Annotated in this window: 32 protein-coding genes; 22 read left to right on the top strand and 10 right to left on the bottom strand. The window is 45.2% G+C overall.

Features of this window, described 5'->3' with window-relative positions; all coding sequences use genetic code 11:
* Nucleotides 1-33: 33 nt before the first annotated feature.
* The 18 genes from R7P74_RS17340 (at nt 34) to R7P74_RS17255 (ending at nt 14,110) form a co-directional block, all read left to right on the top strand.
* A complete protein-coding gene (locus R7P74_RS17340) occupies nt 34-1,014 on the top strand; it encodes a T3SS regulon anti-activator ExsD domain-containing protein (RefSeq protein ID WP_025768113.1) in 981 nt (326 codons plus the stop codon).
* A gap of 12 nt (nt 1,015-1,026) precedes the next feature.
* On the top strand, nt 1,027-1,455 hold the full coding sequence (locus R7P74_RS17335) for a YscB family type III secretion system chaperone (protein WP_005377195.1): 429 nt from the start codon (nt 1,027-1,029) through the stop codon (nt 1,453-1,455).
* Complete coding sequence (gene sctC / locus R7P74_RS17330) at nt 1,452-3,326, top strand: type III secretion system outer membrane ring subunit SctC (protein WP_374041268.1); 1,875 nt, start codon at nt 1,452-1,454, stop codon at nt 3,324-3,326. The genes R7P74_RS17335 and sctC overlap by 4 nt, the downstream gene beginning before the upstream one ends.
* A gap of 5 nt (nt 3,327-3,331) precedes the next feature.
* Nucleotides 3,332-4,633 carry a type III secretion system inner membrane ring subunit SctD gene (sctD, locus tag R7P74_RS17325; RefSeq protein ID WP_318123006.1) on the top strand — a complete coding sequence of 434 codons (1,302 nt, stop codon included), beginning with the start codon at nt 3,332-3,334 and terminating at the stop codon, nt 4,631-4,633.
* Nucleotides 4,620-4,823, top strand: coding sequence for an EscE/YscE/SsaE family type III secretion system needle protein co-chaperone (locus R7P74_RS17320; protein ID WP_005377198.1), 204 nt, complete (start codon nt 4,620-4,622; stop codon nt 4,821-4,823). The genes sctD and R7P74_RS17320 overlap by 14 nt, the downstream gene beginning before the upstream one ends.
* An 18-nt stretch (nt 4,824-4,841) precedes the next feature.
* Nucleotides 4,842-5,090: a type III secretion system needle filament subunit SctF gene (gene sctF, locus R7P74_RS17315; RefSeq protein ID WP_005377199.1), complete on the top strand. Its 249-nt coding sequence runs from the start codon at nt 4,842-4,844 to the stop codon at nt 5,088-5,090.
* A 3-nt stretch (nt 5,091-5,093) separates the two neighbouring features.
* Entirely contained in the window at nt 5,094-5,453 is a 360-nt protein-coding gene (locus tag R7P74_RS17310; protein WP_318123005.1) for a YscG family type III secretion system chaperone, read from the top strand.
* The gene (locus R7P74_RS17305) at nt 5,450-6,085 is read left to right on the top strand and encodes a YopR family T3SS polymerization control protein (RefSeq protein ID WP_318123003.1); all 636 of its coding nucleotides are present in this window, start codon (nt 5,450-5,452) and stop codon (nt 6,083-6,085) included. The genes R7P74_RS17310 and R7P74_RS17305 overlap by 4 nt, the downstream gene beginning before the upstream one ends.
* 8 nt (nt 6,086-6,093) lie before the next feature.
* Nucleotides 6,094-6,438, top strand: coding sequence for a type III secretion system inner rod subunit SctI (sctI, locus tag R7P74_RS17300; protein WP_005387149.1), 345 nt, complete (start codon nt 6,094-6,096; stop codon nt 6,436-6,438).
* Complete coding sequence (gene sctJ / locus R7P74_RS17295) at nt 6,438-7,184, top strand: type III secretion system inner membrane ring lipoprotein SctJ (protein ID WP_086012989.1); 747 nt, start codon at nt 6,438-6,440, stop codon at nt 7,182-7,184. Before sctI ends, sctJ begins: the two co-directional genes overlap by 1 nt.
* On the top strand, nt 7,177-7,842 hold the full coding sequence (gene vscK / locus R7P74_RS17290; protein WP_213885706.1) for a Yop proteins translocation protein K: 666 nt from the start codon (nt 7,177-7,179) through the stop codon (nt 7,840-7,842). The genes sctJ and vscK overlap by 8 nt, the downstream gene beginning before the upstream one ends.
* Nucleotides 7,821-8,459, top strand: a complete 639-nt coding sequence (locus R7P74_RS17285) for an HrpE/YscL family type III secretion apparatus protein (RefSeq protein WP_258515383.1) — start codon at nt 7,821-7,823, stop codon at nt 8,457-8,459. Before vscK ends, R7P74_RS17285 begins: the two co-directional genes overlap by 22 nt.
* 131 nt (nt 8,460-8,590) lie before the next feature.
* Nucleotides 8,591-9,076 carry a type III secretion system chaperone gene (locus R7P74_RS17280; protein WP_237288962.1) on the top strand — a complete coding sequence of 162 codons (486 nt, stop codon included), beginning with the start codon at nt 8,591-8,593 and terminating at the stop codon, nt 9,074-9,076.
* Nucleotides 9,077-9,079: 3 nt separating this feature from the next.
* The gene (locus R7P74_RS17275; RefSeq protein WP_025768118.1) at nt 9,080-10,243 is read left to right on the top strand and encodes a VopS family T3SS effector adenosine monophosphate-protein transferase; all 1,164 of its coding nucleotides are present in this window, start codon (nt 9,080-9,082) and stop codon (nt 10,241-10,243) included.
* A 255-nt stretch (nt 10,244-10,498) separates the two neighbouring features.
* A complete protein-coding gene (locus R7P74_RS17270) occupies nt 10,499-10,945 on the top strand; it encodes a type III secretion system chaperone (protein ID WP_065274577.1) in 447 nt (148 codons plus the stop codon).
* A 10-nt stretch (nt 10,946-10,955) separates the two neighbouring features.
* Complete coding sequence (gene vopR / locus R7P74_RS17265; RefSeq protein WP_213874508.1) at nt 10,956-11,933, top strand: type III secretion system effector VopR; 978 nt, start codon at nt 10,956-10,958, stop codon at nt 11,931-11,933.
* A 230-nt stretch (nt 11,934-12,163) separates the two neighbouring features.
* A complete protein-coding gene (locus R7P74_RS17260; protein ID WP_005387141.1) occupies nt 12,164-12,622 on the top strand; it encodes a CesT family type III secretion system chaperone in 459 nt (152 codons plus the stop codon).
* Between the two features lie 9 nt (nt 12,623-12,631).
* Nucleotides 12,632-14,110: a hypothetical protein gene (locus tag R7P74_RS17255; protein WP_005387135.1), complete on the top strand. Its 1,479-nt coding sequence runs from the start codon at nt 12,632-12,634 to the stop codon at nt 14,108-14,110.
* Between the two features lie 89 nt (nt 14,111-14,199).
* Here the strand turns inward: R7P74_RS17255 and R7P74_RS17250 are convergent, their stop codons facing one another.
* The 10 genes from R7P74_RS17250 to vscN all read right to left on the bottom strand — a co-directional run bounded on the left by R7P74_RS17250 (nt 14,200) and on the right by vscN (nt 22,762).
* A complete protein-coding gene (locus tag R7P74_RS17250; protein WP_104979255.1) occupies nt 14,200-15,096 on the bottom strand; it encodes a DMT family transporter in 897 nt (298 codons plus the stop codon).
* A 112-nt stretch (nt 15,097-15,208) separates the two neighbouring features.
* Nucleotides 15,209-15,919 (bottom strand): AraC family transcriptional regulator, encoded by a 711-nt coding sequence (locus R7P74_RS17245; protein WP_318123002.1) that lies wholly within the window; start codon nt 15,917-15,919, stop codon nt 15,209-15,211.
* A 102-nt stretch (nt 15,920-16,021) separates the two neighbouring features.
* Nucleotides 16,022-17,071: a SctU family type III secretion system export apparatus subunit VscU gene (gene vscU / locus R7P74_RS17240; protein WP_005387129.1), complete on the bottom strand. Its 1,050-nt coding sequence runs from the start codon at nt 17,069-17,071 to the stop codon at nt 16,022-16,024.
* Nucleotides 17,072-17,086: 15 nt separating this feature from the next.
* On the bottom strand, nt 17,087-17,872 hold the full coding sequence (gene sctT / locus R7P74_RS17235) for a type III secretion system export apparatus subunit SctT (protein ID WP_017634548.1): 786 nt from the start codon (nt 17,870-17,872) through the stop codon (nt 17,087-17,089).
* A complete protein-coding gene (gene vscS, locus R7P74_RS17230; RefSeq protein WP_005377227.1) occupies nt 17,869-18,135 on the bottom strand; it encodes a SctS family type III secretion system export apparatus subunit VscS in 267 nt (88 codons plus the stop codon). Before vscS ends, sctT begins: the two co-directional genes overlap by 4 nt.
* 13 nt (nt 18,136-18,148) lie before the next feature.
* A complete protein-coding gene (gene vscR / locus R7P74_RS17225; protein ID WP_005377232.1) occupies nt 18,149-18,799 on the bottom strand; it encodes a SctR family type III secretion system export apparatus subunit VscR in 651 nt (216 codons plus the stop codon).
* Nucleotides 18,796-19,764 carry a SctQ family type III secretion system cytoplasmic ring protein VscQ gene (gene vscQ / locus R7P74_RS17220; protein WP_193579112.1) on the bottom strand — a complete coding sequence of 323 codons (969 nt, stop codon included), beginning with the start codon at nt 19,762-19,764 and terminating at the stop codon, nt 18,796-18,798. Before vscQ ends, vscR begins: the two co-directional genes overlap by 4 nt.
* Nucleotides 19,761-20,972 carry a type III secretion system needle length determinant gene (locus R7P74_RS17215; RefSeq protein ID WP_318123001.1) on the bottom strand — a complete coding sequence of 404 codons (1,212 nt, stop codon included), beginning with the start codon at nt 20,970-20,972 and terminating at the stop codon, nt 19,761-19,763. Before R7P74_RS17215 ends, vscQ begins: the two co-directional genes overlap by 4 nt.
* A gap of 9 nt (nt 20,973-20,981) precedes the next feature.
* Nucleotides 20,982-21,443, bottom strand: a complete 462-nt coding sequence (locus R7P74_RS17210; protein WP_005377236.1) for a type III secretion protein — start codon at nt 21,441-21,443, stop codon at nt 20,982-20,984.
* Complete coding sequence (vscN, locus tag R7P74_RS17205) at nt 21,440-22,762, bottom strand: SctN family type III secretion system ATPase VscN (protein WP_318123000.1); 1,323 nt, start codon at nt 22,760-22,762, stop codon at nt 21,440-21,442. The genes R7P74_RS17210 and vscN overlap by 4 nt, the downstream gene beginning before the upstream one ends.
* A gap of 185 nt (nt 22,763-22,947) precedes the next feature.
* On the opposite strand from vscN, the gene sctW reads away from it, so the two are divergent.
* From sctW to vscX, 4 genes are read left to right on the top strand one after another with little or no spacing between them, the layout of a single operon-like run.
* Nucleotides 22,948-23,841: a type III secretion system gatekeeper subunit SctW gene (sctW, locus tag R7P74_RS17200; RefSeq protein ID WP_017821331.1), complete on the top strand. Its 894-nt coding sequence runs from the start codon at nt 22,948-22,950 to the stop codon at nt 23,839-23,841.
* Entirely contained in the window at nt 23,822-24,106 is a 285-nt protein-coding gene (locus R7P74_RS17195; protein ID WP_005377239.1) for a TyeA family type III secretion system gatekeeper subunit, read from the top strand. Before sctW ends, R7P74_RS17195 begins: the two co-directional genes overlap by 20 nt.
* Nucleotides 24,093-24,467: a type III secretion chaperone SycN gene (gene sycN, locus R7P74_RS17190; RefSeq protein ID WP_005377240.1), complete on the top strand. Its 375-nt coding sequence runs from the start codon at nt 24,093-24,095 to the stop codon at nt 24,465-24,467. The genes R7P74_RS17195 and sycN overlap by 14 nt, the downstream gene beginning before the upstream one ends.
* Entirely contained in the window at nt 24,464-24,841 is a 378-nt protein-coding gene (gene vscX, locus R7P74_RS17185) for a type III secretion system protein VscX (RefSeq protein ID WP_005377246.1), read from the top strand. Before sycN ends, vscX begins: the two co-directional genes overlap by 4 nt.

Here is a 24,841-nt window from a genome sequence, read left to right as displayed (position 1 = left end):
GATTGTTCGAAAGGGGTGCGGAGACGAACATAAATGAAAAAGCAGCATTGGCGACGCCGTTCGCTTTTTCCAGACAGCATAGTGACACAGCGGAAAGTGACTGTTTTACAAAGAGGAGCTCGTTATGAAAGCGCCTCGAAACCTACGCAGGATCTCAATGTTGTGCACGTCAATCACCGACAATTGTTGAGTGAAGGCGTCATAAATTATGAGCAGTTATCTTTACTTCAACGCTTGTTGGATAGAAATGTCGTCGATAGCCTGTGCGCTAGCCAGTTAGTAAAAACGTATCAAAAACTTGGTGCTTCGATAGACCGGTTTGCCATGCGTTTATTTTTGGAAATTGGATCGCAGCTCAGTGATAGCAGCACAATCACAACGTTCGAACAAAGGCTGGACTACATCAACTCTCGTCTGGGCTTTCGCTTTAATTTGGCTGTCCCAAAAACGTTGATGCTTTGTTTCCATTTATCACTCAACGAGTGGATTAACCGACAAGTCGATCAAAGTGCTCTTCATGCTTCGATTAAAGTTGAACAACTTATCAATCAACTCGATATTCAGAAGGAATATTGGTCGAAGCTATCAGGGGAAGACACCAGTGCCGTCTTTGTTCAACAGCAACTCGATCTCATTAAGAGCCAGCAGCATCAACTTAAAAAGCAACTTGGGACGTTAAGCGAACAACAGTTGCAAGTGATTGAATGTCATCGTTCGTTAATTGAGAAGTGGCAACCGTCTTTAGACGAGCTGAAAGGGTTCGCGGAGTACACCTCTACAACCGAACAATTTATTTCTGAGTGGAAAAATTGGTGTTCGGAAGTGCGACTTGAGGCCCCCGAGCTGAACGAAGTTTGGGATGCATGCGATGTGGTTTACAACGACCAAAATGCGGTTGCGAAAGTATGGCAATGGTTCAAGAACATGCAAACTGTTGGTGATATCGATCACTACTATTTTGATACTCAAAGTGGTCAGTGCGGCCAGGCTTGCAATCACCTCAGCCAGATCTAAATAGGGCGTTAAATGTTAGATAAGATGATGAAATCTTTAGCGGAAGCGCTAAAGGTAGGGGATTTTATTGCCTCAGAAAATGGTTCTTACAACATCGAGGTTGACCAGTTATCACTGACCATCAAGCAACATGCGTCATGGATTTTATGGGAAGCGACGTTACCCTTCCAGTTTAAAGAGCATCTAGATTATCAACAAGAACAAGCGTTACAACGTTGCATGCAGCTCTCATTAAAAACCATTCGTGAGGATGGCGGCGTACTGACAACCAATGATGATCAGCAATTGATTTTGCAAAGTAAAGTACGGGTTGAGGACTGTTCGGTGGAACGGTTCTCTGCTTTGCTTTCTAAGCACGTCAATCTCTGTGAGCGTTACATTGCATTATTGGAACAAGAACGTGTGAACCACACAATCAACCATACAGTGTGGTTACCATGATGCTAAAAATCTTTCCCAACATTAGACGTGCTGCAACAAAGGCATTGTTATGCGCAGTGAGTGTTGTTCCTTTGGGATATGCGCAAGCAACAGACTTACACTGGCCCGAACAACCGTTCCGCTACTATGCAGATAACGACTCATTAAAAGAGTTGTTGAATAACTTCGGTGCAAATTATCGTGTCTCGGTTTCTGTTAGTGACAAAGTCAACGATCGAGTGAATGGGCGTTTTACCCCTGAAGATCCGGCGGAATTCCTCGATTACTTATCGCAAGTGTACAACTTGATGTGGTATTTCGATGGTGCCGTCTTACATGTCTATAAGGCGACAGAAACTCGCTCACGTTTACTTCAATTGGAATTACTTACGGCTAGAGAGCTACGCAGTACGTTAATTTCCACCGGCGTTTGGGATTCTCGTTATGGTTGGAGAGCGGCTGAGAGCAAAGGGTTAGTCTATCTTGCGGGTCCTCCACGTTATGTCGACTTAGTGGTACAAACGGCGGAGGCATTGGAAACGCGCTTGCTGCAGAAATCGAATTCAACCGACGAATTATTCGTTGAGATAATTCCTTTGAAGTACGCTTCTGCAACGGATAGAGAAATTGCATATCGAGATCAGACAATTACGGTCCCTGGCATCGCATCGGTGTTAAAACGGGTCGTGTCTGGTGTTCAAACTCAAGTGACGAGTGCGTCTAGCAAAGAAGTTACCAGTTCAGATAAGCCTGTAAAAAGTAATAAAACCGCCTCAGTTCATGGTGGCGCAACAGTTGAAGCAGAGCCGGGCCTTAATGCGATTATCGTTCGTGATACTCAAGCACGATTACCGCTCTATCGTAAACTGGTCGCGCAATTAGACCAGCCGCAATCAAGAATTGAAGTCGCGCTATCGATTGTCGATATCAGTGCCAACGATTTAAGTCAGTTAGGCGTGGATTGGCGAGCGGGAGTGTCTGTCGGAAACAACCGCATTGTCGATATCAAAACAACAGGTGATGTGAATTCGGGGGATGTGACGCTCGGCAGTGGACAGAACTTTAAGTCCTTGCTTGATTCAACCAACCTAAATTACTTGCTGGCTCAAATTCGTTTATTGGAATCCAAAGGCAGTGCTCAAGTGGTTTCAAGACCAACATTGTTAACTCAGGAAAATGTCGAAGCGGTACTGAACAACAGCAGCACGTTTTACGTCAAGCTGGTTGGTAAAGAAACCGCAGCGCTGGAAGAGGTCACGTATGGCACGTTACTGAGAATTGTCCCACGTATCGTTGGTGATAGATTTGCTGCACGACCTGAAATTAACCTGAGCCTTCATCTCGAAGACGGTGCAAAGATCGCTGATGGTGGCGTCGATGATCTTCCTTCCGTTCGTAAAACTGAAATCAGCACCTTAGCGACGGTTAAACAAGGGCAAAGCTTACTTATCGGTGGTGTGTACCGAGATGAAGTGAGCCATCAGTTACGTAAAGTGCCATTGCTAGGAGACATCCCATATTTAGGCGCGCTGTTTAGAAGTAATACCAATACTAAGCGCCGCACAGTACGAATGTTTATTTTAGAACCTCGAATTGTTGTGGATGGTATTGGCGATAGTGTGTTGATTGGCAACGAATATGACTTGCGACCAAGTATCGGCAAGCTTAACAACATCTCCAACAATAGCGTTGAATTTAAATCGGTAGTGGAAGTATATAGCTGCACATCGAGGGTTCAAGCCGAGCGCTATCAACAAGACTTATTGTCACAGCAAAAGTCGTCTCAATTAACGCAGTGCCAATTACCAACAGGGCAAAAGGGTTGGCGGGTGAAAGTATTGGAATGTGATGACTCACAAAGTGAGTGTGTGCGCCCTTCAGAGGAGTCTTAACCGCGATGCAGCAATGGAAAATTCGTATTTTATCAGGCGTGCATACCGGAGTAGAAGTCACCTTACCTGAAGGTGCTCTCGTGCTTGGCAGTGACGACTTTATTGCTGATCTTGTACTGTCTGATGCTGGGGTCGAAGCGAACCATTTCACCCTCGTTTGCCAGCAAGACTCGGTCATTTTACGAGGCTGCGAAGAGGCAAATATTAACAGTGAAGACATCGCTGTTGCAGGTGATGGTATCGAGTTGTCACGCCATGCTGTTGTCTCGGTCGGCGTTGTGAAGTTCGCTCTGGGATACGCGGAAGATGCGTTAATTGTGAGTAACGTCAGCGACGAATCTAGCCAACAGAATACACCTGTGGTTGCTGTGCAACGCTCTAGCTGGAAAAAAACAACGCTCATCGCTTTGCTTTGTAGTTTTGTCCCGAGTGTCATTTTTGCCGGTATGTGGTACAGGCAAGCTAACGGAAACAACAATGAAATTGTTACAGAAGCAGAACCCATTGTTTTGGTACGTAACATCTTAGGCGAGCTCAAACTTAGCGACGTTCGCGTGGAATGGAATGCCGCCGCACGCCAAGCAGTCCTAGAGGGTTATGTTGAAGACCGAACACAGAAACTCGATCTGCTTGGTCGAATTGATGTCTTGGGCATCAATTACAAAAGTGACTTAAGAACGATGGAAGAAATCCGTCGCGGGGTTCGATTTATTTTGCGCAACCTCGGCTATCACCAAGTGAAAGTCGAAAATGGCGATGAGACCGGCACACTGCTGCTGACGGGCTATATCGATGATGCAAGCCGCTGGAACCAAGTTGAACAAATCTTGGAGCGAGACGTGCCTGGTCTTGTTGCGTGGAAGGTTGAACTGCAGCGAGCGGGTGCCTACATGGATACGCTAAAAGCGTTATTAACGGATGCGGAGCTACTGAAAAAAGTCCAGTTGGTCACCAGCGGTGATCGCATCGAAGTTCGTGGTGAGCTTGATGATATCGAAACGACTCGATTTTACGGTGTGACCCGAGACTTCCGGGAACAATATGGTGAGAAACCGTACTTAGTTTTGAAATCCATACCTAAGGTGAGTAAAGGCACCAACATCGATTTCCCGTTTCGTAGCGTTAACTTTGGCCAGGTTCCATATGTGATTCTGACCGATAATGTTCGCTATATGGTCGGTGCAAGAACGCCTCAGGGCTACCGAATATCCAGTGTTACACCTGCTGGTATTGAGTTGGTTAAAGGCGGGCGGGTGATAACAATAGAACTCGGATATGAAGGCGAGACGAACAATGACAAATCTTGAACAAATTTTAAATAACGACACAAACGGTGCGGAAGTGCACAAGATTAAGAGCAAGCTCTTAGAAGCACAAGCGGTGGTGAAACGTCAGTTGGATTTAGGGTGCTCACCACAGCAGTACCAATTGCTACTCAAACAGTATGAAGCTTACACAGCCGCCCATGCGGTCGTTGAATCATACGAAGCTAACTAAAAAATACGAGGAAGTCTTATGTCATTTTACGATGCTAGTAACAGTGTAAACCTTGATGATGTTAAAGCTAAGTTAGAACAACAAGCGAAAGATGCCAACACAGAAGTGACGGCAGCCATCAAGAACCTAGAAACCAATGCCGATGATCCATCAAAGCTTGCCGAGCTTCAGCACGCGATCAACAAATGGTCTGTTGTTTACAATATCAATGCGACCACGACTCGTGCGATTAAAGATGTGATGCAGTCGATTCTCCAGAAGGTGTAAAGCATGGAACGAGAAACGCGCCAACTGCTGGCTGAAATCGCGCTGATGGCAACAGGTATGCATCGTCATCAAGAAGCCAACACGATTGCAGATGGCCTTGAAGCAAGCTCAGGTTCTGAAGAGACCGTTGCGATGATTCGTGCAATGAGCCTCATGAATAAAGGCTTGTATGAAGAGGCTCATCAATTACTCGAACCACTTTGTAACGCCTATCCAGATCTGATCAGCTTAGCGGCTCTTGCTTCTGCCAAAGCCGGTTTACTGAGCAAAGCGGAAAACTGGGTAGAACTTGCGTCACAAGGAAGCGAAGAAAGCCAAGCATTTGCTGCGAGCTTTTCTCAGGAGATTAGGAATCTTGGATGATCATTGATTCGAGTAACCTAGGTCTTCAACACCGATCTTTGCGCCAGTCGGAGTCGCGCCATTATGAGCGGAGCGATGAAGACAAGATGAAAGCACTCATGGAGCGAAGTGACAAGCAAGAGCAAGTTTCACATGTTTCTCCAAAAGAGACGCTAGAGAAAACAGAAGCCAAACTGGCGGAGATTAAAGCGTGGTACGAATCATTAAAAGACGCAGAGGTTGTCAGTAAACAAAGTGTCTTATCATCGTTAAATGAAGCGTTCTCCGACCCTCAAGTTAAACGAGAGGCAATGTGGTACGCCTTTCATGAGGCGAAGAGTGCAAAAGGCAACGAGCAGCCACAATCTGATTTGTTAAAGGTGTTGAAGCAGGAATTACTAGGGAATTTTTCGGGACAGCTTATTGCCGAACCACCTGCTGATAAAACAGCACTAAAAGCAATGCTAGCGCAGCATTTTCCACTGGGTGCCCAGAAAGAACAAGCCTTATGGCATTGCTGGGCAGAGTTGAAGTCGTTACCTGATATGGCATCAACACTGGACATGGTTCGTGATGAACTTAGCTTCATGATCCAAAAAAATGCGATGGTGAAAAACATCATGACTCACAGTCACAAGTTAGATTTATCTTAGGAGTACATATGATAAACACGCAGTACACCGAGGTGATGCAAACCAACATTGATAAGTTACAGGATGCGCAAGTCGAAGACGGTTTAAGCGAACGTTTTGAGCAAGCCATGTCGGTTCCCGAGGCAAGTAATGGCCTGGAGGGAGGTTTGCTAGAAAACATCAGCGAGTTGAAAAACACTATCGATAACGCGAAAAGTAACCTGCAAGACAACATGAAGATGGTGGGTGATGATCCGGCGCAATTACTGCAAATGCAGTGGGCGCTGACACGCATTACTTTTCAAGAAGAGCTGATCGCGAAAACCGTGGGTAAAACCACACAAAACGTAGAAACCTTATTGAAGGCACAATAGTGATGATGAATAAAATGAGAGCAGTTTTCATCATGCTCACGTTGTTTCTGGTAGGTTGTCAGACCGAGTTATACACCAACGTTACTCAGAAAGAGGGTAATGAGATGTTGTCGATCTTACTATCCGAAGGTGTCGTTGCAACAAAAGAACCTGACAAAGACAACACCGTCAAGTTAATGGTAGACAGTTCTCAAATCGCCTTCGCGGTAGACGCGCTAAAGCGAAAAGGTTATCCAAGAGAGCAGTTTTCCACACTGAAAGAGGTGTTTCCCAAAGACGATTTGATCTCGTCACCATTAGCAGAGCGAGCACGTTTGGTGTACGCGAAATCTCAAGAGCTCTCCTCAACCTTATCTCAGATTGATGGTGTGCTGGTGGCACGTGTTCATGTTGTTTTGGAAGATCAAGATCTGCGTCCAGGAGAGCGTCCAACTCCAGCTTCTGCCTCCGTATTTATTAAACACGCAGCAGATATTGCGCTTGATTCATATGTTCCGCAGATCAAATTATTAGTGAACAATAGCATTGAGGGGCTGAACTACGATCGAATCAGCGTAGTGATGGTACCCTCATCAGAGGTTCGAGTTGCTACTCAAAACAATCAATTTAAAAGCATTTTGTCGGTTCAGGTCACCAAAGAGACGGCGAATAATCTTATCGCCATTTTGGTGTTCTTGGTAGCGGCACTCATCGGCTCGAATATCGCTACTTTTACATGGTGTCGTAGGAACACGAAGCGTGGTTAAACCAGAAACACCACTCGCGCAGGTACAACACCAGTTTAACTATGCGCCTTGCCAGTACATCCATAGAAGTTGGATAGAGCAAAAGCAGCCTTGGCTACTAAATATCGAAGGCTGGAGAGATAACCCCATGTTCAACCAATGGTGTATCAATGAGTGGACGTTATCTCCCGTTCCTGAGACGGCTTTTAACAGACCTTGTCATAGTTTGGCATTGCTCCCGACAGACGCGTTGAACCAACTCGTATTGATGGTGGGCGGAGCTTTACATTGTGTGGCAATGCGAGGCGTTGTTTTAAAACGCCCGAAACAGGTTCTGAACAACGTTTTTGGTTTGGAAGGCGCTCGGTTCTTAATTCAAAACGGGCCGATGCTGTTATCCAGCTGGCCGCAAGGCTGGCAGCGTTCGTTACCAGAACTATTGGATGAAAGGTCTGTTGAAGCAAGCATGAGGGCGCTAGGATATTTTTGGATGAGGTTTATTTTGATTAACTCACCGGAAGATGTTGTTCTTCGTTGGCAATTCAAATTAGAAAAGCAACTTAGCGAAAACGCGGAAACAGCTAACTGGTTGGAAGCGGATCAACGAGATCTGGCGTATCGACTCACAAAAAAAATCGCAAAACAGGTTATTCCTCAATGGTTTCATTTGTTGAAATAAAAACAGACAATTTGCAGCTGGCACCTGGCTTAAAGGTGCTGAAAGCGAAAGATTATGCCAGTTATCTGGATTCGCAACACTTAGTTGAAGCCGCGAACTCCAAAGCTGAAAGCATCATTGCTAATGCCCAGCAAGCCTACGAAACCGAAAAACAACGTGGTTATCAAGATGGCCTTGCACAAGCCAAGATTGAAAATGCGCAAACGATGGTTGAAACCTTAGCACGTTGTAATGACTACTATCAGCAAGTCGAAGAAAAAATGACAGGTGTGGTGTTAGAAGCAGTACGCAAGATCATCGATACCTTCGATGATGTCGATACCACGGTGAGTGTAGTTCGAGAAGCGTTGCAACTGGTGAGTAACCAAAAGCAGGTCATTTTACATGTCCACCCAGAACAGGTTGTTGAGGTGAGGGAAAAGGTGGTTGGTGTATTAAGTGATTTCCCTGAAGTCGGTTACGTTGACGTGGTAGCAGATGCGCGCTTGAAAAATGGAGGCTGCATTTTGGAAACAGAAGTTGGGATCATCGACGCCAGTATTGATGGACAGCTGCATGCATTAAAGCAAGCCATGGTGAAGCAGCTCAGCGAGCGTAAAATTACGATTCATGAATAAACCTCAAAAACTCAGCACTTGCTGAGTTTTTTCATTTTAATGCCTTTAAACAAAAAAAATCCGACCATTTCTAAAATATTCACTGCCATAAATCCTTAAGAATACACCTAAGAAAGCTGCTTAGTTGATAAGTGTTGCAACCAAGCAGCGCCTCTAAAACAACAAAAATAGGATTATTTAGTCGAATGGCTAATGGATTTATAACTTCTTTACTGACAGATTTTGCCAGCCGCTGCCAATTGGAGCCGCTGGTTTTTGATGAGGATGATTGTTGCCATCTACTCGTTGAGCAAAACACAGCAATCACAATTCGTGCACAAGAAGATCGTGTGACGCTTATCGGGCTGATTTCAGGTAATAAACCGAGTGCTGATATTTTGCATCAACATATGAAAGATGCCTTAACGCAAGGCTCTCCAGCGGTATGCTGGGAGGAAGAGACCGGATATATCGGTTTCATACACCTGCCTCAGCAACTGCTAACTGCATCTTTTTTCGATGAGTCATTTGCGAATTTCATCGAGTGGTTAAAAAGTGCGAATACACAAGAAGTAACCAATAAAACAACCGAAGTACCGGAAACGAATACCACTCATTTTTCCACATTAAGGGTTTGAAACATGATCAGTTTTGGAAGTGTTAGCGCGTTGCAGGCTGCCATGCCGCAAGCTCGTAACGAGATACTTAACGAAGGTAAGCTGAGTATTGGTGGCAAAGAATACCAAATCAACGCAGCGACCCAAGAATTTACTCGCGCCAATCCTACGAATGGTGCAGTAGCGCGATTTTTTGAAGCGACAGGAAAACTGTTTCGCGAAGGTAGCCCACAATCGGTAGCGAAAGCCCTTACAAAAGCCGTATTTGATAATGAGCAAGGACAAGCTCAGCGTTTACAAGCTGCTTCTTCTGTTGAGCATGGACAAATGTTCTTCAAAGATGGAAGCATAAAAACCGCATCAGATGTCTTAAATGCCTTTGCGAAGTTAGACAGTAAATCAGTTCAGTCGAACTCTGCTGAGCTAAACCAGTTAGCAGAGCGAGCGATGACAGAGGCAATGTTAGAAACCGATTCTGGTAAAAACCTCACATCACTGATTGGCGAAAGTGCAGCGAAGTCGCTTGCTGGACGTGTAGTAAAAGACTACGGCGGTGGTGTATCTGCAGCGCAGAAAAACCCGGCAGGTAGCATTAATCAAATGCAAGCGGTGTTTGATATGGAGGTGATGCATCTTAAATCGGCGCAACGTCATATCGAAGGTCTAGCAAGCACCGATCTAAGCCAAGGTGTATACGCTGAAGGACTGGCAGAGGACGCGTTTAACAAAAGTGGCGTAACCAATAATGTTGAAAGAGCTGCGGCGTGGATCATTAATGCTTCTAACTCTAAAGGAAACGATGCCGAAAATATTACGTCTTTACTGAAAGAATACGCGTCTAATGGTAAAGACTTATTGAATATGGAAAACCTAAAAGAGCTACACGCTCGATTGGTGCCTAATGTTGAGCGTGATTACCGAGGGCCAAATATTTCGGGTGGCACTTTGCCTTCAAGTATTGGCGGTGAGGGCATGTTAAAGCAGCACATTGAAGGCTTTTTGAAAGAGAACCCTGTAGAAGATAAAGACTTAGGTAAACATTTGTTCGCCGGAGTTATCGGGTACCATGGCTTTACCGATGGAAATGGTCGCATGGGGCGTATGCTATACGCGATAGCAGAACTTCGTAACGACTCGTTCAATCCTTTAGCTATGGATGCAGAAAATAGCCTTCACGGTATTAAGTGATTTTTTACTTCTATTTAATTTTTGGAGCGGCGATTGCCGCTCTTTTATTTTCCAGCTTAACCTTAATTTTTCTTCTCAATAAAACGGCTAATAGCAATAAAAATGAGACGTTGAAATAAAGTGTCGGTTTCTATCTCGCCATAAAATCTCTTTTATCCTTATTCGCTTATTTAAATGAGCCGTTATACCCAAGTGGCTTCGCTGAAACAAATATATCGATGTCACTTAGTTATAATAAATTAGACAGGACACAACATGGATACAGGAAAGATTAATATGCTTCTCTCTGAGCTAGGAGAAGTGCTGAACCTTGAGCGCGTGACAGCGTATGACGATCAAATGTGGTCACTGCATTTTGCTGAAAACAACAGTGTCGATGTTCTGCTCGTAGAGGAAAAAGGCGAGTTATTGATTTCCAAAAACCTGCTTATAGAACAAGATGATATTACGCTAGATAAACTTCAAGTTTTACTTGAATACAACTTTTTGTATCGAGAAACAGGTGGTGTGCAGTTTTGTGTGAATCCAACACGCAAAGACGTTGTTCTTCAAGTTGCTATCGCGGCTGGAAGTGAACTCACCAACATTGCTAACTTAATCATTCAGTTGAGTGAATTAGTTGATACTTGGGTACAGTTATTTCAAAACAACACGGTTGTAGATTTTAGCCAAACAGACGTACACGCATTTATTCAAGTTTAAGGCATCACACATGGTCAATATTAATACATCGCACATGCACTCGTTGAGTCAGTTAACGTCACATTTGGCGACACAAAATCAAGCTGACGACAAAGAGGTTCGAGCACACAACGGCAAAGATATTTTTGTTAAAGAGGGCGCACCAAAAAATAAAAGTATCAGCGCGCGTATTAGCCACCAGAATAAAGCGAAAGATATTGTAGTGAACCTGCTTACTAAGCAGGGTATTCCTAAAGATGTTGCGAAGCTCATGCTGAAAAATGTGTTGAATGGTGAAAACAAGTTAACGCTTGGGAGCCTGAAAAATCTTGAGAGATTGTCGTCTGGCCCTAGCTCAAATTGGCCCACTGCACAAACGGCAGCCTCTTCTTCCAAAACCAATAAAGCCTCATCGAGTGTCGCGCTTATCAACGGACATAGAGCCAACCTTCAAAAGCTTGGTGATTTTGCCTGTACGGACTTAAATACGTTCGGTGTTAAGGGGTCACAGTTTTATGAAACAAAAGGAAAGCCACGACTAAAAGAGCTTCACGCGGATCAAGCGCGAATCATGCAAGATCACAGAGCGACGATGTCCGCAAACGGAGTTCAAGCTGCAGCACAAAGAGGAACCGCACCGCAATTAAGCACTCTACAGAACATTGCTAAGGCAGTACAAACCGCGAAAGCCGGCTGCTGTACTACATTTGCCTTTGCTGCCGCCGCTGAGATGATTCAAGGCATGTCAGGAACACCTGAAAGTGAACCCAAAGTAGAAGTGGTTGCGTTTAAAAAGGGTCATTCAGGTACACACCTTTATGTACTGGTTGGTCGACAAGAGGGGAGCGACATAAAAGATCCATCAACGTGGAGTAAGGATGTGAAAATTGTTGACCCGTGGGCGACATCTGCATTCGGTGCACCAATGTTTGGAGATGCACAACGACCACCTGTTTCGAATATGTTCCCGCCAACAGAAGTCATTTTTGATAGCCATAAACTGGGTTAGTCACTCTGTAAAAGAAGTGAGCAAATACATCATGCTAAGCATCTAACCTTTATTGAAAGAGCAGCTCTGAGCTGCTCTTTTTTATTACTCTGGCAACTCGATTTTAGAGCGAGATTTCTGCGGAAAACCTCACAATGAAGGCGAAAAAGTGACAAAAATAAAGCCATTACCGACATCGTTCAATCTGCAATCGTTGTTCAATAGAGTTATTGAAACAAAAGGAAAAAGTTATGAACACGATTCAACAACTGCTCTTGGAGTTTTGCCAACTCAATGAGTTGCCCGAACTGAATTTTGAAGAAAATGAACGTTGTCAGCTACTGGTCGATGATCGCTACATGTTGTATTTCATCGCGACAGATACGGATGATTTGATGTTGTCTGTAACGTTCGGAGGGTTAGAAAAATCCGGTGAACAACGACTAAAAGGTTTAGAGCTTCTTGCTCATGCTAACTATCAAGGAATTGGTAGTGGCAGCCTCGCACTTGCTTTAGCTCCAAATGGTCGACAGCTTGTCTTAGCAGGACGTAAACCCGTTGAGCATCTAAATACGACGAACCTTACCGCTTGGTTTCACGAAGTTATTGAACAGGCCGAGCTGTGGCAAGCGCGTTTCGCAATGTTGGATCAAGCGATTCCAACCACCTCTAATCATGAACAAGCTCATGTTCAATCACTTCGTGTGTAGGAGAGAAAAATGGTTAATACAACACAAAAAATCAGCCAAAGCCCAGTACCTGATCTAGAACAGTTTCGTGCAGTTGCTGCGCAAAAAGATGACCGAGTGATCAGTAAAAGAGGTGAAGTAAAAGAACCTTCCACATTCCACAAAGGTCATAAGTTTGCTTCTATTCACGAAGGCGTATTGAGAAGCAAATACACTAAGTTTTTCCAAGAAAACATCAAAACTCACCTTGATTTAAAGCAGGCGCTACTTAAGCAAGAAAAACCTGAGGTTGCGCTGTTGGCTTACTCCCTAGTGAGTCCTTCAGGCTATCGCGGTGAGCCACTTACTGAGCGTAAAATCTTAGAAGTTGTCAGCCTATTGGATGAAATAAAAGTGAGCAGCGATACGTACCAGCAGCTTAAAAATACGTTTGATGCGATCAGCAAAGATCCGCGTATGCAGGTGAGTTTAGAAGCCCAGTATCCAGGAAAAATGGATGGCTTCGCTGCTGAACTGCTACAGATGGGCAAAGAAAAGCTAAAAGGTTCTGGTGTTAACGCCGTTATTAACTTGGCATTACCTGGCGTTGGCTTATTGATTTCTACAGGTCGAGAGTTGCACAAAGCGGCCGTAAATGGTGATGCTGAGGCTTACCATCATCAGTTAGAACAAATTTCACAGCTGCCAGGGCGAGATCAACGTCTTTCTATGCCGATGCAGCAAACCTTGGCTCAAGGTCATGCGATACTGTCGGCTGAAGGTGGCATTGGAGCTACGTTAGGTATGGCGACGGGGAGCCTGGGCACGTTCGGTGTTAGCTCTGTAGCAACGGTGGGCGTCACACCGATAGCAAAAGAGGCAATCGGTTCTGCGGCAACGACTGCTATCATGAGCGGCGGTGGTTTTGTGGCGAACCAAGCTGGGGCATACGGGTTAAATACGGAAGTAAAAGAGCAACTTATGCAAGGTGAAATGTCTGGTGTTTTACCTAGACTTGAAGTTTCCAATGCAAAAGGAGACTTTACCTTCAGTATGCAAGATCCGGCTTCTGTCCGCGCATTAATGGCGTACCTTGGTCCTAAGGAAAATACTGCAATGACTTCTCCTCAAGCGCCTAAAGAGGCACAAGAGATGGAAGCCGCGCGATTAACACTGAAAAAGATGTTGGGTTCAGAGCCAAGTGAGCACTTGGTTCCTGACGTAGACTCTATCTTGAAGCTAAGCCCAGAGGATGCACCAAGTAAAACCGAGTCTATTGCTAACGGGGCGTTTAAAAAACTGTTAGGAGAAGATTGGGATTGGCTCATGCCAGCTGTTCGAGCGATTGACAAAGGGGAAGCAAGTAAAATAAACGAAAAGCTCACCTACAAGCTCCCCCTAGATGCAGCAAACGGACGAGTTTATCTTGATAAATGCCCAAACCTGAGTGACGTCCAGTTAGATGCGCTAGAAAAATTAGGCTCACCAAGTCAATTGCGATTGATGTACTTGGCAGAAGGCTGGGTGTAATTTCAAATGGTAAAGTAGGGAGTAGGTGCTGCTCCTTACTTTATCTACCGTCAGCGTTCCTTTTTGGGGCTGGCTCATGTCCATTGAATTTAACTTTTCGACTGAAGAAACAAACACACAAGTGTCAACGCTATACCAACCCAACCAATGAAAGAAATTTCTTCCCCAACAATCGCAACTGCTAGTGCTGCTGCGATAACAGGTTCAAATAGCGTGAGTATGCTAGCTCCACTGGCTGTAACAAACCGTAGCCCAAACCCAAAAGCGACGTAACCTAACCCCATTGGAATCAAGGCCATGTAGAGCATGACCGTCGTATTAGTTGACGATGCAAATAGATTATCGCCCGTGATGAAAAGTGTTGGTAGAAGCAAAACTCCACCAATACCAAAAACACTTCCCATGGCCGTTTGCGATTCAATGCCGTGGTCAATCATAGCCTTTACTCCCCATGAGTAAATGGCGTACGTCAGACCTGCCAATAGGCCAAGTAATACACCCCAATGCTTCATATCCTGATCAAATAAGCTATTTGCGGATGACTCAGAAGCCAGCAACAAGGTAATGCCAATGACCCCGATTGCGAAACTCATCATCCAGCGCTTGGTTATGGTCTGATTTCGGCTAAAGAGACACTCTAACAAAGCAGAAAAGAAAGGTGCAGTGGAGATAGAAACAACCGTACCAATAGCCACACCGGCGAATCGCATTGATGAATAAAAAGCCAGTGGGTAGGTGGCTAAGGCGATAATACTAACCAGTAACGTTTTCTTCTTATGTACGACTTTTCGAAAATCTCTCTTCAGTGACTTCGCAGATAGACATGCTTGCATAAAACCACCAATACCCATAGAAAATGCGCCAATGGCGAGAGCACTGACATCCGGTGCCAAGCTGGCAGCGGTGCCCGTCGTTCCCCACAGGGTTGAAGCAAAAAGTATGGATAAAGTTCCTAATTGATAGTCGGTGAAATGTTTTTTTAACACTGTAGTTTCTACCTAGTGAATGGCTGTTTTAGGGTAGAAAGAATAAAAGAAAGCGATAGAGAGTTTTGTGCTGAAAAGACGGAATACTTGTTCCAGAGGACTATTTTAGTGACTACCGGGAAAACTCTCTAGGAGACATGCCAAAATGCATTGAAAACCGTCGACTAAACGCGGAAAGGTCACTATAACCAACTCGTTCAGCTATCAACTGAACTGGAAGGTCTGTATGAGTCAGTAGTGCTTTGGCTTTTTCCATACGTTGTAGTGTAATGTACTTATGGACGCTCACTTTTAGCTGCTCTTTAAAAAGCTTTTTAAACTGCGTCGGACTCAAGCAAGCGGTATTCGCTAATGAGGCAATGGTGAGTGGCTGATCAAGCTGCTCGGCGATCACAACCTGTACATCTCGAATACGCGAATCTACGGAGCGAGACCGCTTTTGCTGCTCTAGCAACAGATAGAAGGTTGCAACCATTGAGTTTTCAATTTCATCATTAACCTGATACTCAAGTTGCTTTTCGACAAACTGGATAAAGCTCAGTAGAGGCGGGCTAATCGAAAACACAGCCACACTATTATCCATCAAATGAGTGGGCAAAGTGGTCATATCCGCAACAATAAAGCGTGATGACTCTTCGGCATTAAAACCGTGGGCACAACTTTTGGGGATGACTATGCAGTCGCCAACCGCCACCTTTCCGACATAACTATCCATATCAATCTGTATGTTGCCCTGGAGAGGAAGCACGAGTTGATGATAATCACTATGAGTATGTCGGCTCATACGTTTCGTGTAGGAGCGAATGCTTAAGCTAGATTTCATAAAAACAACATACAGTTAAAGGATACCGCATTATAGCGTTGAAAGTATCGAGGTTGAAAGCTGGGCAGTTGTAAGCCCAGATCTTGAATAGGATGTGGTTTGTTAGTCCGCCTCGGACTCTAACGAAGCCAACCAACGAAGCACTTCCGCAGTTGCCTCAATAAGATCGCTTGGGATGTACTGGTCGACGTTACCGTCGGCGTATAGTGCACGAGCAAGAGGGACTTTTTGCATCACAGGCACGCCTTCCTCTTTAGCGATTGCGACCATACGTTTGGCTACCGCATCGGTTTCCATCAAAGTGATGACGGGCAGGGGCGTTTCGCCTTTCTTGTAATAAAGGCCAACCGCGATATGTGTTGGGTTTGTAACTAATACATTAGAACGTTTAACGTTTTCACGTTGATTAGAGGCTTGTAGCTCTTGGTGTAACTGACGACGTTTGCTTTTTATTTCTGGACTGCCTTCCATCTCTTTGTATTCGCGCTTCACTTCGTCCTTGCTCATTTTGAGCTTTTTCGTGTGATCAAACTTCTGGTACGCAAAATCTGCGGCAGCGATGACGATGAAGCCTACCGAAGAGATAATCATTAATTGTTTAATCATGACGCCAGTAATGGTCGGGACACATTCTAGCCCACAAGTTGGAATTTGCATTAAAGCGTTGATGTTACCGCGTAATGTCACCCAGATAATGCAGGAAAGAAGAGAGACTTTAAGGATCGACTTGATAAACTCAATCACACTCTTAAGGGAAAAAATGCGTTTGGCACCTTCGACGGGATTGATCTTTTTGATGTCGGGTTTAACGGATTCACCACTAAATAGGAACCCGAACTGCCCCATATTGGAAAAGATGGCGACGAGTGCAGCAACCAGAATAATCGGAGCGAGTAGATAGGCAATTTCTTTTGCGATGGCGATAGCGACATCGACTAGCGCATCTTGGAAACCCTGATAAGCAAGCTTACTTGGTAGGAGAATAAGCGCTGAGATGTGCGACATGTAATAATCGGCGAACGCAAACAGTACAATTATGAGCGCCAAAATTAATGCAGACGATACGATTTCTTGGCTTTTGGCAACCTGACCTTTCTGTCGAGCATCGCGTAACTTTTTTGCGGTGGGTTGCTCAGTTTTTTCTGCACTCATAAAGAATCCTAAGCGTTATTGCCAAATGGTATTGAGTTGTTCTGCGAATCGGGTAATGCCGTAAAACTGTACTTCAAAGTGATCCATCATTATTCCGAGATACACGATCAGTAAAACACTCGCGATGGCACTTTTTATTGGCATGGCAAGGAAAAAAACATTCAATTGCGGTGCAAAACGACTGATAAGCGCCAGACCAAACTCAGCAAGAAACATTGCCAACACTAGTGGAGCGGACATCAACACACCAAGCCACATAAGCTGTTCAAATTGCGCGTAGAAGAAGCTAACCCATGCGTCGCTAACGGTTGGGAAAAAGTCCACGATCGGCCAAGATGTATAGCTTTTGAATAACGCATAGATAAAAGTGACAAAGCCCCCGCCAGAGAAGAACAGGGTAATCAACGTTTGGGTCAGCAACACGGCTGTTGGTGTGGATTGTGAGCCTAGCGTTGGGTTAAACATACTTGCCATGGCAGCACCACGTTGGTTGTCGACCAGAAAACCGGCCGCTTCTATCGCCCAAAAGGGGATAGCAGCAACAAACCCTATCAATAGCCCAATTAATACCTCCTTACCCAAAATCACTATCAGCCAAATGCCGTCGGTTTCTGCGGGCAAGCTTTGCTGATTAATCATCGGAAATATAAACAGCGCGAGTGAGCAAAGCACACCATTTCTCACCATGGTGCCGCCTAGCATTTGCTTGCTCAAAATAGGCAAAAAGATGAAGCATGCCATTAACCGAGGTAACGTCAGACTGTACAAAAATAAAACCTGGTGTAAGTCGTGATAACTCATCGTATTTGAGGAATTTTATCCATAGCAAGCGAGGCGAAGGCGTGGAGCTCTGCCCCTAGCCATTGCGTTGTGACGAACAGTGTAATAATGACCGCGATAAGCTTGACCACAAAGCCTAACGTTTGTTCTTGGACCTGAGTTAACGCCTGAATAAGCGACACCAATGTACCAACCAATGCTGCGACTAAAATCGGCGGTAATGACAAGTACAACACTAGGGTTAATGCTTGAGTCGTGAAATGAATGATTTCAGCAGAATGCATACTTTCTCCGTGATTAACCGTAACTCAACACTAAGCCGTGGGTGAGCTTTGTCCAGCCGTCAAGCAAGACAAAAAGCAACAATTTGAAGGGGAGGGAAATCGTCATTGGCGATACCATCATCATCCCCATTGCGAGTAGGATATTCGACACAATTAGGTCAATAGCGATGAACGGTAAGTACAACAGAAAGCCAATTTCAAAAGCGCGAGTAAGCTCGCTGACGGTAAATGCGGGCAGTAAGAGCAATAAACTGTCCGACTCTAAACGGTCTACGTACTTCTGTGGCCACAATGTGCGTGCAGCATCAGTGAAGAATATGGCTTCGGTTTCCCGAATATGCTTTTTCAAAAATTCTCGATAAGGCTGTAAACCGCTTTCAATGAGGCCTTCTACACTTGCAGAATCTTCAAGGGAGATATCATGCTGCTTTACGTAGTCGTAGGTTTCAAACCCGACGGGAGCCATGATGAAAATTGACAGAATGATGGCCAATCCGTAAAGCGCCATATTCGGCGGAATTTGCTGTACACCGAGAGCGTTACGCAGCAGTGAGAATACAACGGCGAGTTTCACAAATGACGTCGCCATCATGGCGATAAATGGGATCAGTGCCAGCAGTGCTAAGCTGACAATGAGATTGAGCTCGTCGGGTAACTGGATCATGCTGGCTCCTGCGTGCCACCGAACAGCTCCACTACGCGCACACCTAAATGTTCGTTAACATTAACCAGTTCACACTCACCAATGATTTTGCCGTTGGCACGCAATGTTACCGGCTTAGATACAGGCTGGTTTAGCTCGAATACGTACCCTGGCTGAAGCTGGTTAAGCTGCTCTAGCGTGATGGTTTGATGGCCGATATCAAACGTGAGTTCCACAGGCAGTTGCTGGTGGTCGGTTAACATTTCTGAAGTGTTTACGTCATTCATATTGGTTTCTTTTTCAATAATGTGAAGAGTTTGGTCATCTAGCTGGCAGCGCCAGAGATTCTGGTTAGATACTTGAAAAATGGCTTGTTGCTTGGCGATGTAACCATCGTCAAAAAAGATGACATCTCCCAGCTCGAGCGAATTAAATTCGCTTAACGTTAAATGGGTCCTTCCAAGACTTAACCACACAGGTAAAGCGAGGTGTCGAGCTTGTAGAGCAGCGCTGTTTGGTAGCGCATCCAACAACACGTCTGATCCTTCGCTAACCCACAAACAAAGAGAGCCGTTAGGCTTATTGAGGGTTAACATTAAAGTATGCTCTTGGGCCTGGCTCGCCTCTAACGGCTGTAGTTGACTAAGAATGGGTAACTGACCAAATAGCGCTTTGATTGCCTCACTATGCGGTTCTATCTGTGAGCTCAAAAGTGCTAACTGGAGGGAGTTAGGCAGGGACTCAAACGCAGTAGCATTTAAGGTCGATTTCAGCCAATGTTGGAGCTGCGCACGAGAAAAGTCTACTTGTAGGGTTTGCCCTCCAATCAACGTGGTTAAACGGAACCCTTCAAATGAAGGGATTTGAGCAACAGTAATCGATACGCTCTGACCATCAGTCCCTTGGAAGTGGCACTGTTTTGCACAAAGTTGATTGCTGAGCGCGATACTTTCTGCATCCACTTTGGGGATTATTAACGGCGTCATAGGTCATTCTCCGCTTGCCATTCTTCATACACGCTGCGTTGTTGGCGTGAGTGTTGTTGTTCATGTTGTTGTTGATCGAGCTGTTGAGTTTGTTCGCTGATCGCTAAGCGAAGTGGCTGCTCACCGCCGAATCGGTTTAGCCGTTCAGCAAGATCTTGTCTAGCTTGCTGGCTAATAATGGAAAGGGCATGCTCTTGTCGAATCGTCACGCTATACCCTTGAGCGTCCAACTTTATGTGGATTTCACCACCTTTTAATTGCCCTTCACTTAGAAACAGCCGAACCTCTTTGTTGTCCGATGCGGTTGGCAGAGCAACATAGATTTTGTCCACCAATTGCTGGAGTAATTGGTTTACGTCTCGCGTTGGGCTTGGTTGAGCCTGCGAAGCAACACTTTTTAGGATGACATCGCCTTGTGTTACCGCACTTGCAAAGGGTTGAGAAGGCACTTTTTCTTCATCCGTTTTAACGGCGACTAGTGCGCTTTTCGTCACGATTTTTTCAAGAGGCTTGGTTTCAGGCAGGCCACCAGTTTGGTCTGGTCGTTTGCCTGTATTCTGTAGCGGCGGAGTTGCACGCTTATTGTGCGTTTTTTCAGTTTGCTTTTTCGTTAAGCCAACAATGTTAATCCCATATTGAGCGAGCTCTGTCTCTGTCGCACTTTGGGGAAGCAAGCCAGATTCAAGCGTAGAGAGACAATCCGGCGAGGTATGTTTATCCATCGGCGTCGGTTTATCATCTTTCAAATGAGCTTGAGCTTGAAAGTGAGGATCAACACGCTCGGTAGAAGGGGAGCTTAGAACTGTGTCGCCATCGCTTTTTTCATCATTTTTAAGCAATTTATTGTTTTCGCTAATTATTTCTTCGCTATTTGCTGTGTCGTCTTGCGGTTTCTCTATATCTCTCTTAGTGACGACGTCACTTTTACCTTTTAAAGTGGAGGTGTTTTTGTCAGCGTTGGCTTCTTGGTTCGATGAGTTAGGTTTCTTATCTAGACCTTGAGATGTCTTATGCCTTAGCGGTATGTCTTCTTCGCCAGTATGATTTTTTTGGGGATTCGCAACGATAGACTCCTTTCCCTTGCTAGGCTTCTTCGTCATTGCATGCTCGAATTGTGATTGAAGCTCGGCCTCCTTCTCGAGAGGCACTTGTTCCGGTGTTGATTTGTGCAGCGTATTCGATGTTTCAGTTGTTGGGGTAATGCGCATAGTGAACCTTTAGATAATGTCGACAGTGCGAAACTCTTCCTGTTCGAGTTCTTCTTGGTATTGCCTTTCTCGCGATTTTTCCGCGACTTCTTGTTGCTGCAACTGAACGAATTTTTCTTTGGTTTTATGGGCTTGTCGCGCCTCTTTTTGCTTTTCTTTAAGTGCCGAGCGTTCGATTTCAAGCGCTTTTTTTGACTCGGCCACACGTTGTTTAAGTTCGGCTTCTCTCTCTCTTAACAACGCGATTTCTTGTCTTAATGTTTCCAGCTCTTTAAGAACGAGCGTTTGTTGTTTTGCTTTAGCAAAACGTCGCTCTTCTTCTTCCTGGCGCCAAACGTGATAGTCCGCGACAGAACGTTCGGCCTTTTGAACCTGTGCTGCGGCGTTTGACACTCGGTATTCTTGACGCTTGACGGCTTTATCCGCACGGTCAGCGCGAATTTTTTTGATTTCTAATAAGCGTTCTATCATTGTTTCGCCATCCCTTTAAGTTGAGCGATAGCGCCATCAAGATCGCTTGGTTCATGCGTGCCTTGGCGTAAAAAGACGTTTATATCATCACTTTGTGCAATGGCCATATCCGCTCGGCTATCTGCGCCATGTTGGTATTCGCCAATTTTGATTAGCAGTTCAACTTCTTCATACTTAGCTAACATTTCGCGAATATGAGCAGCAGACGCCTGATGATCGGATTCAACGATTTGATTCATCACTCGGCTTGCTGACCGAAGTACATCAATCGCAGGGTAATGGTTCATTGCCGCAAGTTTACGCGAGAGAATGATGTGCCCGTCTAGAATTGAGCGAGTTTCATCCGCGACAGGCTCTGTCATGTCGTCACCTTCCACCAACACGGTGTACAGTGCTGTAATTGATCCTTTGTCTGATTGTCCAGCTCGTTCCATCAGCTTTGGCAAAGCGGCAAAAACGGAAGGCGGATAGCCACGTCGTGTTGGTGGCTCGCCTGCGGCTAGTCCAATCTCCCTCTGTGCGCGGGCGAAACGCGTTACAGAATCCATCAGCAGTAGCACGCGTTTACCTTGGTCACGAAAATATTCTGCGATAGAAGTGGCAACAAAAGCGGCTTTGGCGCGCTCCATTGCTGGACGATCAGAGGTAGCGACCACTAAAACCGATTTGGCCATTCCTTCTTCGCCTAGGTCATGCTCAATAAACTCGCGCACTTCGCGTCCGCGTTCACCAATTAAGGCGAGAACGGTCACGTCAACTTCTGCGGAGCGAATCAGTTTTGCCAGTAGGGTACTTTTACCCCCGCCGGCCGCTGCAAAAATACCCATGCGCTGACCTTCACCACAGGTCAGTAGCCCATCAATGGATCGAACGCCAAGAGAGATTGGCTTTTCAATTAGTTTACGTTGCATTGGTGGTGGCGCATCGCGATAAACAGGATACCAAGCACTTGGTTCCTGACTCTGCGTACCGTCGAAAGGACGTCCAAGCCCGTCAAGCGTTGTACCTAACAGGTGGTCGCCAACACCCACTTCGTGCATTTTGCCCATTGGGCTTACTTCTGTATTTGAGGAAATCCCAAACATATTTCCTAACGGGGTGAGCAGAGCGTGATGCTGCTGGAAGCCAACCACTTCCGCTAACAAAGACAGAGTTTGATCGGGATTACGTAACTCACACAGTTCACCTACACGAACGCCAGGGACGACAGCTTTGATAATGGTGCCGGTGACTTGTGTAACGCGCCCGCGAATTTGGATCAAACGCGTGTGTTTAATCGCAGATTGTTGGATATCAGTGATGTATGAGAAATCGTTCAAGGTAAAAATATGCGCAATGATTGATGCTGAGAGGATAGAAAGTATAAGAATCAATTTATAGTGAATATCAGTCGGGAGTTTTTAGAAAACTGAAAGCGCACTAAAAAAACACGTCTGATTTTGACAGCTTCAACAAAGCGCACTTCCTATAATTCGCCTGTATTGTGCGGAAGGAGTGCAAGTGAATGAGTATTATCAACAATCATATCGCAACAAATCCAAAGTTTGATGCGTCTATCCAAAACGGGTTGGAATCGTCTCGCCCCGACGTTTCACAAAAAGGCAATTATCGCGGTGAAACCGTCCGTGTTCACAATGCCACACAATCACTTTTTGATGCGATGGAAGAACTCACTTCACTCGGTTCCGAAAAAGCAGAGAAAGATCTGACTAAGCGCAAAGTGAAAGACAGTGGTGTTCGAGTTAATGAAGCACATGAACTCGTTTCGGACTACTTAAGAAAAGTCCCTGATCTTGAAAAGAATCAAAAGATCAAAGATTTGGCTACAAAAATGGCGGGAGGGAATATCTCGACCATCGCGCAATTGCAAGCCTATTTGAATGGGTTTTCCGAGGAGAAAAGCCATCAATACCTCGCGCTAAAAGCCGTGAAAAAGTTTTTGAGTGCGAGTCCAGAAAGTAAACACCTACTAGCGCTGATTGACCAAGCACTTCTAAGAATCGAGCAAAACCCTGATACATGGTCTCAAATTGATACGGAAATTCGCGTCTCAAATTTTGCTGATGAATACAGCCAAGAGCAAGAGTTTAGCTCTTTGCATCAGCTGCGCGGCTTCTACCGCGATACCGTTCATAGTTATCAAGGGCTCGGCGCTGCTTATCAAGATGTGGTGGCGCGCTTTGGTGAGCAGGAGGTATCGACCGCTGTTGACTTTATGCTGCAAGGCATGAGTGCAGATCTTAGTGTTCAAGGTAGCAGTATCGATTCGGTTAAGTTGCAGTGGTTGATGTCCGATATGCAAAAACTCAAAACTCTAAATACGTTGCAAGATCGTGTGAGTCAGCTGTTCCAAATGTTTAAACCGGAAAGGACGAATTATGGCTTATCAAGTTTCTAATTTGATGGCTGATGTGATTGCGTTGGTAGAGCAGCGATGGGTAAGCAGTGATGAGATATGGAAAGTCGCCAACGCAATGGAATTGACGGCGGTAGAACAAAAAATCGATTTTTTTCGAGAGTTCCATAAGTTAGTTCGCGCAATCCCAATTGACGTATTCGCCGATGAAGAACAACGACAGAATTTAATCCAAGCGGTACAAAAGGCGCTAGACGAAGCCATTGATATAGAAGAAGAGGAAGCGTGGGAAGATGAGTTGGATTGATGCATCCGTCGATGAATTTTGCCGAGGAATGGGGCTCGATGCCGTCGATTTCTCATCAGCTGGACGGGTGCAGCTGGATTTTGAGCAAAGTGGTACGCTGCATATTGAGCGACAGGGTGAGCAGTTATTCTTGATGTTGTCTCGAGCGTTATCTTGGCATCAAACCAGTGACATTATTCAAAGTGCACTGTGTTTGTGTCATGCCGATCAAGGCTGGCCTTTCGAAATTAAAACCGGCTTGTTAGATGAACAAACTCTGGTTTTTTCAGCAAGGCTAAAAGGAGAAGAAGTAACACTTCCGACCTTAGAGCAAGCGTTTACGCTTTTGGCTCGTCTACATAACGATGTGGCAGGCTCATGACTCGAGTCAGCACTTTAAACGTAGGCATCGAAGCCTTTACGCATGTTACTCATAGTGAAGTTAAGGCCGATTTCCCAGAGCGATTTCAATTGCTTCCTGATGGTCAGGCGGTCGCTACTCATTTAGAGAAGCTCTATGACCTCCGGCCTTCAGACCAATATCTCATCGCGTTAACTAAGCCCAAGCTGCTGCACTCAGAGTTGTTGCGTCCAGAAAAATACCGTCAACAATTTGATGAAACGTTAGCTCAGCTGCAAGTTCTTGCACAGGATTCAGGCTCCGCTTCTTTTATCAAAGCATCTGAAACGCTACAAAGTACACAACTTGATCAGCGTTACCTCACTATGGCGCTCAATCTTCTTATTCAGGTCTAA

The sequence above is a fragment of the Vibrio sp. 2033 genome (assembly GCF_033339735.1).
This window is presented reverse-complemented; position numbering and strand designations above follow the sequence as displayed.

Bases quoted from the DNA above. Each gene is read 5' to 3' on its own strand.
- R7P74_RS17340 (WP_025768113.1), top strand. From the start codon at position 34: ATGAAAAAGCAGCATTGGCGACGCCGTTCGCTTTTTCCAGACAGCATA.
- R7P74_RS17335 (WP_005377195.1), top strand. From the start codon at position 1,027: ATGTTAGATAAGATGATGAAATCTTTAGCGGAAGCGCTAAAGGTAGGG.
- sctC (WP_374041268.1), top strand. From the start codon at position 1,452: ATGATGCTAAAAATCTTTCCCAACATTAGACGTGCTGCAACAAAGGCA.
- sctD (WP_318123006.1), top strand. From the start codon at position 3,332: ATGCAGCAATGGAAAATTCGTATTTTATCAGGCGTGCATACCGGAGTA.
- R7P74_RS17320 (WP_005377198.1), top strand. From the start codon at position 4,620: ATGACAAATCTTGAACAAATTTTAAATAACGACACAAACGGTGCGGAA.
- sctF (WP_005377199.1), top strand. From the start codon at position 4,842: ATGTCATTTTACGATGCTAGTAACAGTGTAAACCTTGATGATGTTAAA.
- R7P74_RS17310 (WP_318123005.1), top strand. From the start codon at position 5,094: ATGGAACGAGAAACGCGCCAACTGCTGGCTGAAATCGCGCTGATGGCA.
- R7P74_RS17305 (WP_318123003.1), top strand. From the start codon at position 5,450: ATGATCATTGATTCGAGTAACCTAGGTCTTCAACACCGATCTTTGCGC.
- sctI (WP_005387149.1), top strand. From the start codon at position 6,094: ATGATAAACACGCAGTACACCGAGGTGATGCAAACCAACATTGATAAG.
- R7P74_RS17285 (WP_258515383.1), top strand. From the start codon at position 7,821: ATGGTTTCATTTGTTGAAATAAAAACAGACAATTTGCAGCTGGCACCT.
- R7P74_RS17275 (WP_025768118.1), top strand. From the start codon at position 9,080: ATGATCAGTTTTGGAAGTGTTAGCGCGTTGCAGGCTGCCATGCCGCAA.
- R7P74_RS17270 (WP_065274577.1), top strand. From the start codon at position 10,499: ATGGATACAGGAAAGATTAATATGCTTCTCTCTGAGCTAGGAGAAGTG.
- vopR (WP_213874508.1), top strand. From the start codon at position 10,956: ATGGTCAATATTAATACATCGCACATGCACTCGTTGAGTCAGTTAACG.
- R7P74_RS17260 (WP_005387141.1), top strand. From the start codon at position 12,164: ATGAACACGATTCAACAACTGCTCTTGGAGTTTTGCCAACTCAATGAG.
- R7P74_RS17255 (WP_005387135.1), top strand. From the start codon at position 12,632: ATGGTTAATACAACACAAAAAATCAGCCAAAGCCCAGTACCTGATCTA.
- R7P74_RS17245 (WP_318123002.1), bottom strand. From the start codon at position 15,919: ATGAAATCTAGCTTAAGCATTCGCTCCTACACGAAACGTATGAGCCGA.
- vscU (WP_005387129.1), bottom strand. From the start codon at position 17,071: ATGAGTGCAGAAAAAACTGAGCAACCCACCGCAAAAAAGTTACGCGAT.
- sctT (WP_017634548.1), bottom strand. From the start codon at position 17,872: ATGAGTTATCACGACTTACACCAGGTTTTATTTTTGTACAGTCTGACG.
- vscS (WP_005377227.1), bottom strand. From the start codon at position 18,135: ATGCATTCTGCTGAAATCATTCATTTCACGACTCAAGCATTAACCCTA.
- vscR (WP_005377232.1), bottom strand. From the start codon at position 18,799: ATGATCCAGTTACCCGACGAGCTCAATCTCATTGTCAGCTTAGCACTG.
- vscQ (WP_193579112.1), bottom strand. From the start codon at position 19,764: ATGACGCCGTTAATAATCCCCAAAGTGGATGCAGAAAGTATCGCGCTC.
- R7P74_RS17215 (WP_318123001.1), bottom strand. From the start codon at position 20,972: ATGCGCATTACCCCAACAACTGAAACATCGAATACGCTGCACAAATCA.
- R7P74_RS17210 (WP_005377236.1), bottom strand. From the start codon at position 21,443: ATGATAGAACGCTTATTAGAAATCAAAAAAATTCGCGCTGACCGTGCG.
- sctW (WP_017821331.1), top strand. From the start codon at position 22,948: ATGAGTATTATCAACAATCATATCGCAACAAATCCAAAGTTTGATGCG.
- R7P74_RS17195 (WP_005377239.1), top strand. From the start codon at position 23,822: ATGGCTTATCAAGTTTCTAATTTGATGGCTGATGTGATTGCGTTGGTA.
- sycN (WP_005377240.1), top strand. From the start codon at position 24,093: ATGAGTTGGATTGATGCATCCGTCGATGAATTTTGCCGAGGAATGGGG.
- vscX (WP_005377246.1), top strand. From the start codon at position 24,464: ATGACTCGAGTCAGCACTTTAAACGTAGGCATCGAAGCCTTTACGCAT.